The 18,026-nt window shown below is 49.8% G+C and carries 15 protein-coding genes; 4 read left to right on the forward strand and 11 right to left on the reverse strand.

Annotated elements, in window-relative coordinates:
- Nucleotides 1-38: 38 nt before the first annotated feature.
- A complete protein-coding gene (locus CFREI_RS12135; RefSeq protein ID WP_027012973.1) occupies nucleotides 39-1,328 on the reverse strand; it encodes an adenylosuccinate synthase in 1,290 nt (429 codons plus the stop codon).
- Nucleotides 1,329-1,400: 72 nt separating this feature from the next.
- On the opposite strand from CFREI_RS12135, the gene CFREI_RS12140 reads away from it, so the two are divergent.
- Both CFREI_RS12140 and CFREI_RS12145 read left to right on the forward strand, forming a co-directional pair.
- Nucleotides 1,401-2,252 (forward strand): hypothetical protein, encoded by an 852-nt coding sequence (locus tag CFREI_RS12140; protein ID WP_027012972.1) that lies wholly within the window; start codon nucleotides 1,401-1,403, stop codon nucleotides 2,250-2,252.
- 31 nt (nucleotides 2,253-2,283) lie between these two features.
- Nucleotides 2,284-3,111: a DUF1963 domain-containing protein gene (locus CFREI_RS12145; protein ID WP_027012971.1), complete on the forward strand. Its 828-nt coding sequence runs from the start codon at nucleotides 2,284-2,286 to the stop codon at nucleotides 3,109-3,111.
- Between the two features lie 118 nt (nucleotides 3,112-3,229).
- On the opposite strand, the gene CFREI_RS12150 is transcribed toward CFREI_RS12145, so the two are convergent.
- The 7 genes from CFREI_RS12150 to CFREI_RS12180 form a co-directional block, all read right to left on the reverse strand.
- Nucleotides 3,230-4,366: an FUSC family protein gene (locus CFREI_RS12150; RefSeq protein ID WP_027012970.1), complete on the reverse strand. Its 1,137-nt coding sequence runs from the start codon at nucleotides 4,364-4,366 to the stop codon at nucleotides 3,230-3,232.
- A 78-nt stretch (nucleotides 4,367-4,444) separates the two neighbouring features.
- Complete coding sequence (gene fbaA, locus CFREI_RS12155; RefSeq protein ID WP_027012969.1) at nucleotides 4,445-5,479, reverse strand: class II fructose-bisphosphate aldolase; 1,035 nt, start codon at nucleotides 5,477-5,479, stop codon at nucleotides 4,445-4,447.
- A 110-nt stretch (nucleotides 5,480-5,589) separates the two neighbouring features.
- Nucleotides 5,590-6,804, reverse strand: a complete 1,215-nt coding sequence (locus CFREI_RS12160) for a glycoside hydrolase family 76 protein (RefSeq protein WP_035112212.1) — start codon at nucleotides 6,802-6,804, stop codon at nucleotides 5,590-5,592.
- A gap of 29 nt (nucleotides 6,805-6,833) precedes the next feature.
- Nucleotides 6,834-7,499: a TrmH family RNA methyltransferase gene (locus CFREI_RS12165; protein WP_027012968.1), complete on the reverse strand. Its 666-nt coding sequence runs from the start codon at nucleotides 7,497-7,499 to the stop codon at nucleotides 6,834-6,836.
- Nucleotides 7,483-8,016, reverse strand: coding sequence for an orotate phosphoribosyltransferase (gene pyrE / locus CFREI_RS12170; RefSeq protein WP_027012967.1), 534 nt, complete (start codon nucleotides 8,014-8,016; stop codon nucleotides 7,483-7,485). Before pyrE ends, CFREI_RS12165 begins: the two co-directional genes overlap by 17 nt.
- Nucleotides 8,000-9,145, reverse strand: coding sequence for a TtfA family protein (locus CFREI_RS12175; RefSeq protein ID WP_027012966.1), 1,146 nt, complete (start codon nucleotides 9,143-9,145; stop codon nucleotides 8,000-8,002). Before CFREI_RS12175 ends, pyrE begins: the two co-directional genes overlap by 17 nt.
- The gene (locus CFREI_RS12180) at nucleotides 9,145-9,708 is read right to left on the reverse strand and encodes a lysoplasmalogenase (protein WP_027012965.1); all 564 of its coding nucleotides are present in this window, start codon (nucleotides 9,706-9,708) and stop codon (nucleotides 9,145-9,147) included. Before CFREI_RS12180 ends, CFREI_RS12175 begins: the two co-directional genes overlap by 1 nt.
- A gap of 148 nt (nucleotides 9,709-9,856) precedes the next feature.
- Between CFREI_RS12180 and CFREI_RS12185 the strand changes: the two genes are divergently transcribed.
- Nucleotides 9,857-10,705 (forward strand): M48 family metallopeptidase, encoded by an 849-nt coding sequence (locus CFREI_RS12185; RefSeq protein WP_027012964.1) that lies wholly within the window; start codon nucleotides 9,857-9,859, stop codon nucleotides 10,703-10,705.
- 84 nt (nucleotides 10,706-10,789) lie between these two features.
- Here the strand turns inward: CFREI_RS12185 and CFREI_RS12190 are convergent, their stop codons facing one another.
- Nucleotides 10,790-13,237: a right-handed parallel beta-helix repeat-containing protein gene (locus CFREI_RS12190; RefSeq protein ID WP_051255992.1), complete on the reverse strand. Its 2,448-nt coding sequence runs from the start codon at nucleotides 13,235-13,237 to the stop codon at nucleotides 10,790-10,792.
- Between the two features lie 191 nt (nucleotides 13,238-13,428).
- Nucleotides 13,429-15,951 carry an ATP-dependent chaperone ClpB gene (gene clpB / locus CFREI_RS12195; protein WP_027012963.1) on the reverse strand — a complete coding sequence of 841 codons (2,523 nt, stop codon included), beginning with the start codon at nucleotides 15,949-15,951 and terminating at the stop codon, nucleotides 13,429-13,431.
- A 94-nt stretch (nucleotides 15,952-16,045) separates the two neighbouring features.
- On the opposite strand from clpB, the gene CFREI_RS12200 reads away from it, so the two are divergent.
- Nucleotides 16,046-17,167 (forward strand): FAD-binding oxidoreductase, encoded by a 1,122-nt coding sequence (locus CFREI_RS12200; protein WP_084170780.1) that lies wholly within the window; start codon nucleotides 16,046-16,048, stop codon nucleotides 17,165-17,167.
- Here CFREI_RS12200 and CFREI_RS12205 read toward each other — a convergent pair.
- A complete protein-coding gene (locus CFREI_RS12205; RefSeq protein ID WP_027012962.1) occupies nucleotides 17,162-17,944 on the reverse strand; it encodes a carbon-nitrogen hydrolase family protein in 783 nt (260 codons plus the stop codon). The genes CFREI_RS12200 and CFREI_RS12205 overlap by 6 nt on opposite strands.
- Nucleotides 17,945-18,026 lie beyond the last annotated feature (82 nt).

Below are 18,026 nucleotides of genomic sequence, written 5' to 3' on the forward strand. Positions count from 1 at the left end.
TGCAAAATATGAATTTTCTGGCCGTGCGGGCCAAAACATTAGGATCCCATAACATCATGGAGAACGATCGTTTGATCACGTCCAGGGCCGACACCAATATAAGAAATTCGGCAGCCTGAAAGTTCTTCAAGCCTACGCACATAGTCCTGAGCGCGTTGCGGCAAATCCGCAAAGGTTTTGCAGTCAGTGATATCTTCATCCCAGGCTGGCATAGTTTCATAAATCGGAGTCGCATGGTGAAACTCGGATTGCGTTACTGGCATTTCGTCATAGCGTTTTCCATCGACGTCATAGGCAACGCAAATGGGGATTTCACCAATTCCGGTAAGTACGTCCAGTTTAGTTAAGAATAAATCTGTAAAACCATTCACTCGCGAGGCATAGCGCGCGATAACAGAGTCGTACCAACCACAACGACGTTTGCGCCCGGTATTTACTCCCACCTCGCCACCGGTGACCTGGAGGTACTCGCCCCATTTATCAAAAAGTTCAGTAGGGAATGGCCCCGCACCCACACGAGTTGTATAGGCCTTAATAATGCCCAAGGATGAGGTAATGCGTGTCGGACCAATTCCGGCACCTACGCATGCCCCGCCAGCAGTTGGGTTGGAGGAAGTAACAAATGGATAGGTCCCGTGGTCAACATCAAGCATGGTGGCCTGGCCACCTTCCATAAGCACATGCTTTCCAGCGTCTAGAGCTTGGTTAAGCTCCAGTTCGCTTTCAATGACCATAGGGCGGAGTCGCTCAGCATAGCCAAGGAAATATTGCACGATTTCTTCCGCAACAATGGCTTTCCGGTTATACATTTTCACCAGAATTTGGTTTTTTACATCCAGGGCGGATTCCACTTTCTGGCGCAAAATGGATTCATCGAAAATATCCTGAATGCGGATTCCCACGCGCGAGACTTTGTCAGCATAGGTAGGCCCAATACCCCGTCCCGTAGTGCCAATTGCTCGTTTGCCTAAGAATCGTTCTTGCACCCGATCAAGCACCTGATGATAAGGAGCAACCACATGTGCATTAGCGGAAATACGTAACCGAGACGCATTACAACCACGGGCTTCTAGACCGTCAATTTCTTCAAATAACGCTTCAAGATTAATAACAACGCCATTACCCAACACTGGGATTGCGTTTTCTGAAAGCACGCCCGCTGGCAGGAGCTTAAGTTCGTACTTTTCGCCGCCAACAACAACGGTATGCCCAGCGTTGTTTCCACCGTTGGGTTTGACCACGTAGTCGACGAGCCCACCAAGGATATCGGTGGCTTTGCCTTTGCCTTCATCGCCCCACTGGGCACCGACGATTACGATTGCGGCCATTGAAAAAGTCACTTCCTGTAGAAATGTAAAGAAGACGGCTTAAGATTCTACTACGCGCTAAACTCTCGTTCCATGCGAACGCACGTCCTGCTTTGCGGCCCTTATGACGGCCCCCTTCCGACCGACCCCCAAATCCATGCATTGCCAAACCTCCCAGGGCGTCGCGACCTCCAACTGCTTAATGAAATCACCAGCGTGCACCTACCGCACGATCCCACACCCACGCTCGAAGAAATCACTCGCCAGCCCGACGTCGCACACCTTTCGGAACCTAAGCTTGCTCCTCAACGTGAGCATCTCACCGAACCACTCCGCTTTATTGTGGTGGGTTCTGACGCCGCACTGTCTGCTATCCTCACCCGCCTTATGCGTATCGACGCCCTCTGGGTCGAAATCGCCTTTATTCCCCAGGTTTCCTCAACCACCGCAACAAGCTGGAATATTGCTGGTGACCCTTGGAAGCTTGCACTGGAAGGGTCCATCGCCCCAACCCCCTTAATTCGCGACGATGCCGGCATTGCCATCGCCGGAAGTGCATCCATTACCACCTGGGACGGCACCGAACTCTACGGCGAAATTATCGTCGATTCCGAAACTTTATGTGCAGGCTTTGAAGAAGGCCTTCGCCGCAAAATAGGAACATACGGCACAAAGCTTGTTCCCATGCTAAAAGCCCCTGGAATCGCCGCAGTCCCCTACACTACAAGCTTGGAACCCCGTACCGGCTTCCTAGGACTCCGCGACCGCAGCCCACGCGGCTCCGTCGATTCCTCTCGGCTCGCCACCGGACGCGCCCTTCAAGCTGGCGGCAAACAACTCAAAGTTACCGTTGATGGCATCACTCGCCCTCGCCCCGTCAAACACGTAACTTTCTACCGCCACTTACGCGACCTCCAGGCGGTGCGGATCAAACACGCTGGCTAGCCTGTTTGGGCACGCCGATAGGCTGCACATCATGTCAATCACTGATGTGTACCTAGAGCCCCTGGACAGCCAAATTGAAAAGTATGAACCTGCTCTACGTAGCCTCACTCGCCCCACTACGATGTTGCGTCCACTTCCCGTTCCAGCCCCCACCCTCGAAGCAATGTTGGATGCAGCTGAGCAAAATCCCGCAAGTTCTCGCATTGGTGGACCAGGCCTTGTAAGTGCCCAGCACCCTTGGCCTATAGACCCTAGCGACCTACCAATGTACCTAGTCACCCAACTCAATCTCGCCGAGTTACCACCTCAACCAAATTTACCGTCCGATGGTTTGTTGCAGTTTTTTACTGAAGAAGATCCGCTGGGTTTATTTGAGCTGAAACCGGTTGAAAATATTGCCACATTAGTGCGCTATATTCCGGCCCGCGATATACCTGATATGCGTCTCGAATTCCACGCAATTCCTGAGTTCGCTCTCGTTTCTGGCGGCTATTTCAAGATCACCGCAACTCCTTACGATCAGTACCCCGTTTTTTCGGACACCAGTTTCGCTCCTGAAGATTTACGACTTCTCCGCCAGATCGATTTATGGGACGAACACCCCGAGCGTCTTGACGAATTCCTTAACGCCCAACACGCAACCGTGTTTAATGGCGGCTGGGCCCGCTTTGTCCAATCTGATCCTCGCGAGCCCGATCATAGCCTCTCTCTATTACTCCAAATTGATGCCTATGATTTTCCCATCGGCGAGGTCAGCTTAGAGATCGCAAATTCCGGCATCCTTAATTACTTCATTCCAACCACCGACTTGCGCGCCCTTACCTTCAATAACGCACGCTACTACTGGGATTCTCACTAATTTAGGTGCCGTACTGCCCACACCAAAGTTTTGGGATAGATGAGAACAAGGAACCTCAGGGCTGGGTCTTGATCTACAAGGTCCGGGGTAATCCAACACGCGCTATATCAGCGCTACATCATTTATCCCACAATTCGGGCGGTTGCGCGGGAGTGTCCGAAGTTGGCTTCAGTACAGCGGCGGCGCTCCTTCGAGAAAGTCCGCAGATTTGTAGTAGGTCAACAATGAGTGAGCGTGATTGCGCCAAAATTACTTGAGCAGAGAGTACACAACCATCGGTGACTTCGATTCCTACTTTGCCACCAAGGATTCGCAGACGTTTCACTAGTTCAGGTAGCTCGGTGTGCTCCATTACATTGTCTTTGCCATCGAAGAGTATGTGAAGCCTGCTGGTAATCGCTGCGAGTTCTTCGATAATCTCGATCTGGCATGGGGAAACTGCATCATTGTCTTCGGCAAGGATCAGTGCTCTGCGGGCAAGTACCCGAGTATTTCGAATCGCATTATCCACTGGATTTAAAATACGAATTAGCGAACGAACCCGGCGCCGTTGATGCCAGAGTAAGGGCGAGACGTCGATACTTTCCTTACCTGCCTTAGCCGCAGCAATCATATTATTAATTCCGCCTTGTGTTCCTCGTGCACTGGCGAGAGCTTCAGCAATAGCTTCTGTATCGTTTGTACGGAGCGCTTGGGCTACTTCGTGGAGCACACTCGCGGTAATCCCGAGTATCTTGGCTATTTCTTTACGACCATGACGTAAGGGAGATTCTGGAAAGAGTCCCATTACAATCAGCCCAACAACGCCACCCAAAAAAGCGTCGATCATCCGGTCGGTTCCACCTGAGGTTCCCGGTGGAAGGATAGTGGCAATAAGGATAGAGGCAAAGGCAGCTTGGTTGGCCACTAGGACGCCTTTATCTATAAAAGTTCCTAAGGCGATAGCTACGATTACCCCGACTGAAATCTGCCAAACACCTGTACCAACAAAGGCGATCATAAGGTCGCCAAGGCCAACACCAATACTGACACCAGCGACAAGTTCCAACGAACGGCGGAAGCGTTCACCACCGGTGGTGGACAGCACAATAATCGTGGCCATTGGCGCAAAGAATGGCTGCGGGTGGTGGATAATGTGAACGCCAATCCAATACGATAAGCCAGCGGCTAGGCCCGCTTGGATAATGTAAATCCAAGATGCGGTAAGCCGATTCCAGCCGTGTTGTAGTCGAATACTCACACGATTCACTGCCATTACTTTCACACCTTTGGTTTTACATACACGAATCCCCGCAACACCTTCATCGACGCTGCGGGGAAAGGACGTGAGGGGTTACTTACTTAGAGTAGTACCCACGGAGTGGAGATCTTGGCAGGCTTCAACGATGCGATCAGCCATGCCTTGCTCTGCGAGCTTCATATAGGAGCGTGGGTCATAAACCTTCTTATTGCCCACTTCACCGTCTACCTTGAGCACACCATCATAGTTAGAGAACATGTGTCCTACGATTGGGCGGGTGAATGCGTATTGGGTGTCGGTGTCCACATTCATCTTAATTACGCCGTACCGCAGTGATTCTTCAATCTTTTCCTTTTCAGAACCAGATCCACCGTGGAATACAAAGTCGAATGGAAGAGAACCATCAGCTAAACCAAGTTTTTTAATCGCTGCTTTCTGGCCCATATCAAGAACCTCTGGGCGAAGCTTTACATTGCCTGGCTTATACACACCGTGTACGTTGCCAAAAGTGGCTGCCAGCAGGTAGCGGCCGTTTTCACCGGTGCCCAGGGCGTCGACAGTCTTTACAAAGTCTTCTTCGGTGGTGTAGAGGTTCGCGCCAGCCTTAGCCTCAACGCCGTCTTCTTCGCCACCAACAACGCCGATCTCCACCTCCAAAATAATGTGCGCTTTGCGAGCCTTTTCAAGGAGTTCCTGAGCGATTTCTAGGTTCTCGTCGATTGGCACAGCAGAGCCATCCCACATATGGGATTGGAACAATGGGATTTCGCCGCGGTCTACACGCTCTTGGGAGATCGCAATAAGCGGACGGACGTACTCATCGAGCACTTCTTTTTGGCAGTGGTCGGTGTGCAGGGCAACATTGATGTTGTAGTGCTTAGCGGCCTCATGTGCGAATGCCGCCAAGGCAGAAGCACCAGCGACTTTGTTCTTTACAGAAAGACCAGAACCAAATTCTGCGCCACCGGTTGAGAATTGGATAATGCCGTCAGATTCGGCTTCGGCAAAACCACGTAGTGCCGCATTAATGGTCTCGGAGGAGGTGCAGTTGATGGCCGGGAAAGCGAAACCGCCTTCCTTGGCACGATTCAGCATCTCGTTATAGACCTCGGGAGTTGCAATAGGCATAAAAGTTCCTCCAAGTAGATGGTTTCTCTGCTTTAGATTATGCCCTGATCTCGCACGAGACGTAGGGGCATCTCACAGCTTTTTTTGTTCGGACATTTAATTTTGTTTGATTAACGTGGGCTTATTTCTGAATCAACCCGTTCAGTGACTTTGGCCACTTTAGCGGCCGCTTCCATAAGCATCCATCCTGATAATTGCACGGATAGATCTCGCTCTGGAACCTGAGAACTCGTTACAGCTCCAGCAATTGAGGAACCTACCGGACCGGTATTGCGGGGTAGCTTGGCGTCTTGCGTCCAATCAGCAGCAAATACTGGCAGGCCATCAACCTCCAGACGGTGATTCCACACACTAGAAGCCGAAGCGAGCACAAGACGGGCAGCTAACTTTTTCGTTGCCCGGTTTAACCTTGTGTCTGCGGGGAGTCGGACAGCCACTTCCGCAAGGTAGCGAACCAGAATTCCTTTAAAAAGCCCGCCATCGCCACCACCAGTTTGCCAGTCAATAACTCCTGCTGGAGTGGCCATCTCGCTGGCTACTGCCTGAACCAGTTGACGTAATTGAGTGATATACGTCATGACAGGGGAAGCTTGTTCCGCACCTTCCACGGAATCAAAGTCGGCGTGGGAATCCACTCCAGATTGTTCGCGCAATCGCTCGGCAATTTCCAGACAAGCACCGATCATCACACCTTGGCAATATGGGTGGATATCTTTGACTACTTCGGGCCCGTGCATGCGTAAACGTATGCCGTCCATTACAAGCCCGCGGTCGTCGATAAGGTTGTCAAAAACCCAATCAGTGAGTTCTTTTGCTTGGGTGAGTTCCCCAATGCGAGCCATCATAATTGCGGCCGGACCATTTGTTGGAACATTGTAAAAGGTTTCATTGGTGCGCCATGGTAATACTCCGGTAAGGGAATCAATGCCGCGCATAATATCGCTTTCCAGAGCTTTTAAACCTTTTGCAAAACGTTGCCGCCGTAATAGCCCTGCACGGTGTGCAGCTAATGCGAGCCAAGCTTTGTCATCATAGTAGCGGTTATGCTTCCAACTCCGCAGATTTCGAATTCGTATACCCCGTTGGGTGTCTTTAATTCGCTGTTGACGTAGCCGGGTATTCCGACGATGAGCAGCATCAACGAGACAGTCCAAATAATGCGCCTGCCACCAATAATGCCAATGCTGAAACAGATTATCCCGAGTGGTTGGCGGCCAGCATACTACGCAAAGATTTGTTTTTGGAATTCCCCATACACGGCGCGCATGTCGATCATTAATCGCGGCTTCGGCGAGGTCTGCGCGATGCGCCCATTTCTCTTCCACGTCAGAGCCTTTCTTATTCAATAACGTTGCTACCAGGCCAGTTGCAGATCAGCATGTTGCCGAATCCAGGTATGCATAGCGATTCCCGCTGCCACACCAGCATTAATCGAACGAGTGGAACCAAATTGCGCAATTGAACAGGTCATAAGTGACCCTGCGCGTGCGGCTTCAGTAACCCCTGGCCCCTCCTGCCCAAACAATAACATGCAGTTTTGTGGCAATATGGTGGTTTCCAGTGGCACCGACCCCGGCGTATTATCGATACTCACTACCGTTAGATCATGTGCTTTCGACCATGCTAACAAGGAATTCACATCAGGGTGGTGCAATAAGTGCTGGTAGCGATCCGTCACCATTGCACCTCGCCGATTCCACCGCCGACGCCCCACAATATGCACCGTAGCCACAGCAAACGCATTAGCAGTCCGCACCACCGTGCCAATATTGGCATCGTTTTCAAAATTCTCAATCGCCACATGCAAACTGTGCCGACGTGAGTCAATGTCCGCCACAATAGCTTCCCGCGTCCAATACCGGTACGCATCAACTACGTTTCGACGATCGCCCTGCTCAAGCAATTCGACATCATAACGCGCATCAGTGGGTCGGGGTACCTCAGGGTACTGTTCATCCCAAGGTCCCACCCCCACCGAAGTTCCCCACTCAGTGGGCCCTGGCTTATCCAAGACCAAGATCCTCCAACCCCAAAAGATAGCGATACTCTAAACCAGCAGCAGCAATTACATCACCGGCACCAGTATTACGGTCAACCACAGTGGCAACCCCCACAACCTCAGCCCCTGCCTCACGTAATGCCGCAACCGCAGTCAAAGGCGAATTACCTGTAGTGGTCGTATCTTCTACCACCAACACTTTTTTGCCAATAATATCTGGGCCTTCAATACGACGCTGCATTCCATGCTTCTTAGCCTCTTTACGTACTACAAAAGCATCGATATCCCGCCCTGGTGCGTGCATCACAGCCGTAGCGACCGGGTCCGCACCCAATGTCAAACCACCAACAGCAACATAATCCCAATCCGCAGTAAGCTCGCGTAATAATTCCCCAATGAGTTTTGAAGCACGACTATGGAGCGTCGCCCGACGCAAATCCACGTAATAATCCGCTTCTTTCCCCGAAGAAAGCGTTACTCTACCGTGCACCACTGCGAGCTTTTTAATAAGCTCAGCGAGCTCACTCTTTTTCGACATTCTTGTCTCCTTTATTCTTCCCATCCACTGTAATCCCCAATTCATCAGAAAGGTCATCGAAAATACTGGACCCTTTGGAAAGATCACGAGCAACCTTGGGAGAAATATAATCCTCCTCAGATGGTGCATACCCCCGGTCACCAATACTATCTACAGCATCGCCACCAACCATATGCGCAGGAAGATGCCCCCGAGTCTCTGACACCGAGCGTGACGGCAAATCTACCTTCGGACGCGGAAGCTCCGGTTCAAACATGGGTTCTGGCTCGTACGGCTCTGCCCCGGCAAAGTCCGTGTCAGCCGAATGTTCGGAATCTAACTCATGGGCATTTGATTCGTCTAGCTCAAATTGAGCTTCTGTGGATTCGTTAATCTTTGCGGTTTCTTCGCCTTCCGAGGATCCTGTCGATTCCACCGTTTCCGAATCTGGGTCCGCAACTACATGCAATGTTGGCCCCGAGTGATCCTCCAACACTTCAGGTTCACTACCAACTTCCAACCTCGCTGGTAATGCGCGAGTTGCATTGCCGTTTTCAAAATCCAACGGTGTATCAACCGCAGGAGGCAACGCACGAGCAGCCTCCGCAAGCAGCGTCAATGGTTGGACACTGGCCATTTCATCGGAAACCTGCCCGACAACCCATTCCCCGTCAATCCAAATATACTCGGCGCTTTCCAACGCTTCCAATGCAGCATCAACGCGTTCATCTACAAAACGTTCGGCTGCCCCAGCATCATTGGATACCACCGCAAATCCTGACGTGTAAAGAACACGTTCCAATGGAGTTTCAATGGAATCAAGAGCATTCGCTCGGATAGCTTGCACTGACACCCGCGAAGCATCCCCACGCCGAATACCAACAAAGGTGCATTCCCCAATATCAGTAATATAAAAATCTACATCCCGCACAGAACCCGAAACAACATCACGGGCTGCACCGGTTTGCTCCAAAAAAGACCAATCACGAATGAGGTGCTGATTCTTACGAGCGTACGAATATCCCTGCGCTTTCGCCCATTTCCTACGCTCATTATTCGAACCTGCTGACTGGCGCGCATCCCGAAACCAGAGTGCGCCTCCGCACACTCCAAATACAATGCCTGCGCCAATGATCAGTAAACCATTCATCACCCATGTGAGTTTACCTGCAGATTAGCCTTTACATTGGGAGCGAAAAGCAATAATTGGGCACTTCCGTAAGTAGCTATTGCGACAGCATCCAAAATCTTGTGAGGGAAACGCTTGTTCAAATATACAAAAACATCACTAAGCATAAATAGAGGCCCACCCCAGGATGCTGAAAAACTGCTGTACGCTGTAAGAACTCCAGCGTAGGTGATCAGCCTTGGATCACGTATTAAAGGTGCAGCACTAGCCCATACCAATGCATGGACCAGCGGATATTTCGGGCGAACACCCAGACGAATTTGTCGAGCAATAAGTGCACAGTGCCCAATTCCAAAACACATAGCCCCCGAATATACGTTTGGATTCTTCAACATCAGTACCAGATCACCCAGCGTATGCCCTACCCCACCCAAAACCATCAATGGGTCACGATAATCAAGAAGTGGCGGCACAATCAATAATTTCGACGCCCTCCGTAACCTTTGGTTACCAGCCAGTTTCGCCACAACGTTTGTTGCTGTAGCCGATGCCGAAATTGCCCGAAAAATTGTGCGAGAACCCATACCGCAATAGCGTAGTCCGATCTGCAAAAAGAGTGTCAGGCAGATTCGATATCACCCCTGCCCATACGAGCAAGAGAGTTTGGAACTTGATAGAAAAGATCACAGCCTATTCCCCGTTATTCGCTGTATTACCAAGGATCTTTATACCGTGGACAATTACCCTAAACACGTTCCATCAGTTAAGGAATTTCGACATAAAGCGGAAATCCCTCTTCTTGCCCTTGGGGTTCTGCTCACCACAGCTGTTACCTTTGGCGCATTGTATGTGGTGCTTCGGGGAGACACATTAAGCTCATTCGCTGAAGGTGTTGTGTTCGGTTTAGCAACCCCTCTCATTGTCTCCTTCTTTATCCGTTACCACTACTGGAACACAATCAGCAGCGCCATTGAGGTTACGGAACGCCAGTTTCCGGAAATCCATTCAATCTATATTGAGATTGCACACGCAATGGGATTCCACCACGATGCGTCCGGACTGCGAAAATTACCGCGGCTATACATTACAAATGGAAACGGAAAAATGAATGCCTTTGCATCAAAGTGTCAACTTCACCGTGGCTACGTAGTTCTGTTTAGCGATCTTGTAGATATTGCTTATACCCACGGGGATTTTAAAACTCTGCGTTTTATTCTTGCCCATGAGCTTGCCCATATTCGGTGCGGTCATGTAAACCTTTGGCGCACTATAATTACTCCAGTAACCACTGCTTTATTTTTAGATCGAAGTGTAACTCGAGCTCAAGAATACACCGCGGATCGTGTTGCTTGTTTTTATGCGCCTGGCGACTATAAAGGCATGATTAGTTTATACGCGGGAAAACATCTAGGTAAACACGTGGACCTGGACGAATACTTTAGAAGTATTGATTCCCATAAAAATGGGTTCTGGTTGCGTGTTGCTAATTTCTTCAGCACTCACGCGGTTGGCTATCGGAGAATGAAAACTCTGCGTGAAACTGATTTAAAAGGCTGGAATATTCACGGCAAAATGCTCTAATTATTAGAACAAGTCACATAAAAGAAAAACCAGGAGGGTTGCTTGCCTAACGCAACCTCCTAGTGTTGTTTCGGGGGATATTTTTTAATTGGTTTTCTGCTCTCCAACCGTATCATTTACAAATTCAATGTTCGCTTTTCCAATTTCAGGTAGCTCTCCCGTATGAGTTTTCAATTTATCGGAGAATGCACTTCCGACAATCGTATTATTCGCCAGTGAGACTCCCTTGATATCGCCGATTAGCCGTTCATTTCCGATTCGTCCTCCGGTCACCTCTGCACCTATATAGATGAGTGGAGTTTGCGCATTTCTCGGCGTAAATACGTTTTCTTCCACTGCCACGTTATTGATAGCCCCACGGCCACCACCATATGTGACTTTTGATTTATCAACAGGGCTTTCTACAACACCATTTGACATATATGAATGAAGGTTTGTGCTTTCACCATTGAGATTAGATTCGGCGGAGAGTCCATCCCAAATAGATTCCACACCAACCACTGCCCTGCGTGCCGCTCCATCTATGGTGTTATGCAGGAATTTATTGTTATCAGAGTCAGGACCTACATAAAGTATCCAACTGGGTTGGTTTTCGCCAACTATGGTTACAGAGTTTCCGGTAAAAGTATTTGCATCACTGTCTTGGTATGCCTGCAATAACCCCTGCCCATGCGATACTTCGCTAAAAATGCTATTGTTCTGCACTTGGTTATTGTTGGAGTTATAAGCTATATGCACACTCGATGAATAACTATTACTTAAATCATTATGCTCAACAATATTGTTATTGCAATTGTTTTGCATGGAGATGTTTCTAGTGTTCGCCGTGACTTTATTATCTCGAATTACACTATCGGAAACACCCGAGAAGCTAATGCCGTAATATCCTCCATAAATTTCATTTCCAATAATGGAAATGCCGGAGTTTTCGTATTTGTTTGGGCTCACAGTGCCATCAGAGGCGTATCGATCCCAAATCGGGCTTGGGCTGTTTTTAAACCGGTCGTCAGGATCTTCTCGCTCGGAATTCACCGAGATCGTTACTACCTGACCTTTAGTTTCTTTTTCACCTTTAATATTTTCAATCCGGTTATTTTCCACCTTAATGTTTTTAAGATCTCCACCATCGGCTGCCATCTCAATGCCACGATAGCTCAGCCCTGTCATAGTGATTTTAGACATCGTAATGTCTTGCACAGCCACTGCTGCAATGCCTCGGGTAAAGGGGGAATCTGCCAGGTCCAGGGAAAAATCTGTAATTGTGGTGCCTTTTGCACCACGAACAAATTCAAATGTGCTCGTTGGGTTTGCTTCATTGGCGCCAGTGTTTACATCGATGCTCGCGCCCTTTCCATCGAGGTATGTAACGCCCTTGGGAATTGAGATCCGCTTAGTAATTACATATTTTTGCGTTGGACTCATACTCACCCCAATACTGCGTTCACCAGCAATATTGAGTGCTTGTTGGAGTGCTTCACTGCAATCATCACCGAATTCAAAGGCAAGGAGCGAGACTTCTTTTTCAAATTTTGTACCGTAAACCTCACCAGCTATTTCAACTTCTAGATCTGCACCTTTCGCCTTGGTAAGTTCACGTACTAGTTTCACCTCTGAGTGTTCATCTTTCAGCATGACCTCAGCGGCTTTGGTTTGGGAGTTTTTTGCATCAACGAGTGAAACAAACGTTGCGTTTGTTTCATTAGGTTTCGCCGACGGAGAGTTTTCTTTTGTCTTCTCGCCTGGCCTTGGCTCCTCGGTGAACGTGTTTTCTTCGCTTTGATCGTCACCATCGCCAATATCCGGCAACTCAGTTGAGTCTGCTGAAGGGCTCGTATTCTTCGGCGCAGTCGTTAATGGTTCTGGATCACCAATGCCTGTTGAATCAGGTATTTCTGGTTCAAGGCGCCCTCGGTCTCCTGTAATAGGCCCGCTTACTTCTGGTTGTTCAGCGTCCGGCACAACAGAATGTTGTATTTCAGGCCCCGGAGTATCAGGTTTTGGTGCAGGAGTATTGGACGCAGGTGGTTGCGGAGCTACTATTTCTGGTTCAACTGCATCCGGTGCGGCAATGCTTGGTTGTGCCGTATTTGGTGGTTGAGATTGCAGGCTTTGGGGCTCAGCATTGCCTTGTGGCATTGGCGCTGGCTCCGGATTGCTATTGTTTGGCGCAATATTGGCCTGCGGCGCATTGTTATCTACAGCAGGCACTTGCGGGTTTTCAATAACTTGTTGCGCTATTTTTTCTGCTTGGGGCTCTTGTGGACGGAGTTCTTCCCCTAAGATCTTTGGAACTTTTGGCACTTCACTTTCTTCGAAGTGAGGTTCGTTTGCTTGGGTGTAGAGGGGTTTTGTTGCGGGCTGTCCAGAGATTGTTGGAATTTGTTGTATTTGGGTTTCGGGGGTGCTGGCGGGTTGTTGTTGGGCTTGAGTAATTGCGAGTTTATCTGCGGTTTTTTCCTCACAGCCAGTGAGGATAAGACAAGCAAAGAGTCCGGCAGCGGTTCCCTTCATAAGGCGGGATGAGGGTCGCATGGTTTAGGCTCCAATCAGTTTTGCCAACTTCGTTGGATTCAAGTTGTTAGTGGCAAACTTGCTTCCGCCGATGGTAGCAGTATTGGTGCCTCTCACTACGCCCTACAGCACACCCACCCCCATTTGTGCTATGGGGCGCGGAGATGGGTGTGAAGCGGGGGCAAACGCGGCCGTCGAAAAGCTGTGCAGCGTTAGCTACCGGTAATCTCTAACTTGTCGACGCCCTCTCCGCTGCGGACATGTACAGTGTCACCGTCACGAATTTCTCCCGCTAAGAGCTTTTTCGCTAAGGCGTCACCGATTGCCTGCTGAATCAACCGACGCAATGGCCGAGCACCGTATGCCGGATCGTAACCACGTTCGGCCAGCCACGCACGGCTTGCACTATCGAGGTCCAAGGTGAGCCGTCGAGCCGCTAAACGCTCTGCGAGCTGCGCAACCTGAATATCCACAATACTTGCGAGCTGTTCGGGCGAGAGCGCATCAAACACAACAACATCGTCGAGGCGATTAATAAACTCTGGCTTAAATGCACGCTTGACTGCCTCCAACATTTGCTCAGAAGTTCCGCCCGCACCCAAATTCGAAGTAAGAATCAGGATAGTATTGCGGAAATCTACAGTCCGCCCCTGACCATCGGTAAGACGGCCTTCATCAAGCACCTGAAGCAACACATCAAATACATCTGGATGTGCCTTCTCCACCTCATCAAACAGCACCACCGAATATGGGCGACGTCGAACTGCCTCAGTGAGCTGGCCACCAGCGTCGTACCCAACATAGCCGGGAGGGGCACCAACCAAACGCGCAACAGAATGCTTTTCGCCGTACTCGGACATATCAATACGGACAATCGCATGATCGTCATCAAACAAGAACCCAGCTAGGGCCTTGGCCAACTCGGTCTTACCCACACCAGTGGGCCCTAAGAACAAGAAGGAACCCATTGGCCGGTTTGGATCAGCAACACCCGCACGAGCGCGACGCACCGCATCAGAAACTGCCTGCACAGCATCCAATTGGCCAACAACCCGTCGACCTAATTCCTGCTCCATGGCCAGGAGTTTTTCCGTCTCACCCTGCATCATTTTGCCCGCCGGAATACCAGTCCAAGCGGACACAACCTCCGCAATAGTGTCAGGAGTAACCTCTTCATCCAAGATAGTGGTTTCTACAGTCGATTCCGCGAGTTGCTTTTCCAACTCTGGAATCCGCCCATAACGCAGCTCAGCAACCCTGCCATAATCACCATCACGCTCCGCAATCTCGGATTCCTGGCGAAGATTTTCCAACTCCTCCTTTACCTGACGAACTGTGTCTAAAGCTCGCTTTTCATTCGTCCATGTCGCAGTTAACGAACCAAGCTTTTCCCGCTCATCCGCCAACTCTTTCCGCAAAACTTCAAGACGATCCTTCGATGCCTCATCGGTTTCCTTAGCCAATGCCATCTCTTCGATTTCCAAGCGGCGCACAGAACGCTCTAGTTCATCAATCTCTTGCGGGGACGAATCAATCTCCATACGAAGCCGCGACGCAGCCTCATCCACAAGATCAATCGCTTTATCCGGCAAAAACCGCGACGTAATATACCGATCAGAAAGCGTTGCTGCCGCAACCAATGCAGAGTCTTGGATTCGGACACCATGATGAACCTCATAGCGTTCCTTCAACCCACGCAAAATACCAATGGCGTCTTCTACCGAAGGCTCGCCAACGTACACCTGCTGGAAGCGACGTTCAAGAGCAGCGTCCTTTTCAATGTACTTCCGGTATTCCTCCAAGGTTGTCGCACCAACTAAGCGCAGCTCACCGCGAGCCAACATTGGCTTAATCATGTTTCCTGCATCCATTGCAGATTCACCGGTTGCGCCAGCGCCGACAATGGTGTGGAGCTCGTCAATAAACGTGATTATTTGGCCGTCAGAGTCTTTGATTTCATCCAGAACCGCCTTAAGACGCTCTTCAAACTCCCCGCGGTATTTCGCACCAGCAACCATCGAACCCAGATCAAGGCTAATAAGAGTTTTGCCCTTTAAGGATTCTGGTACGTCACCCGCCACAATTCGACGCGCTAAACCTTCTACAATGGCAGTTTTACCAACGCCAGGTTCACCAATAAGCACCGGATTGTTTTTAGTACGACGTGACAATACCTGCACAACACGGCGAATTTCAGAATCTCGACCAACAACTGGGTCAATCTTTCCTTCCCGCGCATGCTTGGTTAAGTCGGTTGAGTATTTCTCCAAAGCCTGGAATTGGCCTTCTGGATCTTCATTTGTGACCTTCTTATTGCCGCGGACCTGAGGGAACGCTTCCCTGATTTGTTCATAGGATGGCAATAACTTCGCAGTCTCATCGCTACCATGTGCGATACCTGCAACTAACACTTCCGTCGATAAGAACGAATCTCCGAGTTCAGCAGCTAGATCGTTCGCAACCCCAATGGCTGCAACCATATCGCGGTTAAAGTTTGGATTCGCCATATTCGCGCCAGCAGCTTTTGGAAAGCCCTCAATTTGATTTCGAGCGCCCTTGCGAATGGCGTCAACGTTTCCGCCAGCAGCTTCGATTACTGGAATCGCGATGCTATCAGTCTGTTCCAAGATGGCCGCAAGAACATGTGCTGGCCGGATATCAGGATTTCCAAGCGCTGAGGCCCGTTGCACCGCAGCCTGTAAGGCCTCTTGTGTCTTTGTTGTGTAGTTACTCATATGTTCATCTCCCTAGTCGTAGTTGCGTCTACTAGACTCAACCTATCAGAAAAATTTTTATTCCCGTTGAGTCGGTATCACTCAACCTGCAAATATGAGGCAAAATGTAGTCGTGATCATCGACTGCCTTCGCGCCAATGCAGAAGAGTTCCGGGAACGCACCCAGCAACTCTTTACAAGAGCACGCCCAGAAACGTTGCTACTGTTTCCCTCACCTGCGCATAGTTCTCTCGTTGATGCAGTTTGTTATTTGATTCAACGCTCCCCATTCGACGAGAAAACCGTCAGCGTACTTCGCCAACTTGCCGAGGAACACCTTCGTTTTGGGGCACGACCAGAACACTATGAAATATTCGCCCAGGCAATGTGCAGCGCCCTGCGTTCCGTGGCCAAAGATACCGTACCTGCTACAGAAATCAGCGAAACCGAGTTGATATTCGTAAAAGCTGCGGAGATTATGTCCAATGCCGCCAGGGAAGCCGAAGCAGGCGGCGAACGAATTACCTATCACGGTCGCGTGGTAGCAACGCAGCAGCGCAGTCGTGATATCTATGTAGTGCGCCTAGAAGCAGAACCCATACCTTTTACAGCTGGCCAATATCTTCCTGTCACCATGCCTTTATTAGGCGGCCATTGGCGCTTCCTTTCCCCAGCATTACCCCCAAATAGGTATGGACATATGGAATTTCATGTGCGCGCAACAGATGAATGTTCGCGCACACTTGCCAAAGCAAGAATTGGGGACGAATGGATTTTCGGAACTCCGCTCGGACAAATGCATGTTGATTACCGCCGAGATATCCTCATGATCGCGCATACCACCGGGCTCGCCCCCATGCGCGCCATATTGCTTGAACTTGCGGCACGCCAAGGACAACCACGGGTACACCTCTTTTTCGGCGCCGAGTACCCTGGCGAATTATACGATCTCCTTGATTTATGGAATATTGCAGGCACGGCACCGTGGTTATCTGTAATACCAGTTTCAACAAATCCAAAGGATAGTTGGCTTGTTGGTGCTACCAAACATTCACAGCCACCCCGCGGACTTCATTTGCGACAAACCGGAACCTTAGGTGAAGTTGTTACATCATATGGAACATGGGATGACCGAGATATTCTTATCGCTGGCCCACCAAATGAAGTAAAAGCCATTAAAGAAGCCATGATTGAAGCTGGAACCCCATTGGCAATTATCCAGCATGACCCGCTATAGCACCGGGATCGTTGTTCGCACGCGTTCCACCTGTGAAATATCGATATCGGCATAGATAATTTCTTCTTGTTCGTTGGCTTCTGCGATTCTCACGCCCGTTGGTCCAATAATTGCGGAACGGCCCACCCCAGTCGGAGCCCCATCAGAGTTTTCTGTTACAGGTAATGCTTGATCACAGGCGATAAGAAATGAAGTGGAATCAAGTGCCCTAGCGGCAGTAAGCAATTGCCATTGCTCTACTTTCCCCGGCCCAGATGACCAAGATGCTGGAAGCACAATGACCTGAGCACCATTTCGCGCCAAATCCTGGAATTGCTGCGGAAATCGCACGTCAAAGCATACTGCTACCCCAATGTTTGCGCCTTTCCAAGGAAAGACCACAAGTTCTGTCCCTGGTTTTACGGTATCGGATTCGCGGAAACCAAAAGCATCATATGTATGTATTTTCTGGTATCCACGATGTATGCCTGGCCCAGTAATTAGCGCAGTATTATAAATCCGGTTTTTCCCTTGATGAATATCTGCTGGGCAGAACATGCCAAGTACGATGACCACTTCGAGCTCTTCTGCAAGTTCCCGAATTTTACTAGCAAATGCATCATCGAGGTCTTCCGCAATATTGTCCAGGCGCCCAGTACCAAATGCTTTCATTGTGGCCTCGGGGAACACCATAAGCTCAACACCAAGGTTCGCGGCTTTCCGCGCCCAGTGCTCTACTTTTGCTAAATTCTCCAGGATATCGGGCCCGGTTTGGATTTGCACCGCTGCGATTCGCATAGTGCTCACTGTATGTGAGTTTCTTGGAGTTCTCCACAGTTTTTGGTTGATATTTTGCCTTCATAATGCGTATTGTCACTAG

The organism is Corynebacterium freiburgense, assembly GCF_030408815.1.
Classification (GTDB): domain Bacteria; phylum Actinomycetota; class Actinomycetes; order Mycobacteriales; family Mycobacteriaceae; genus Corynebacterium; species Corynebacterium freiburgense.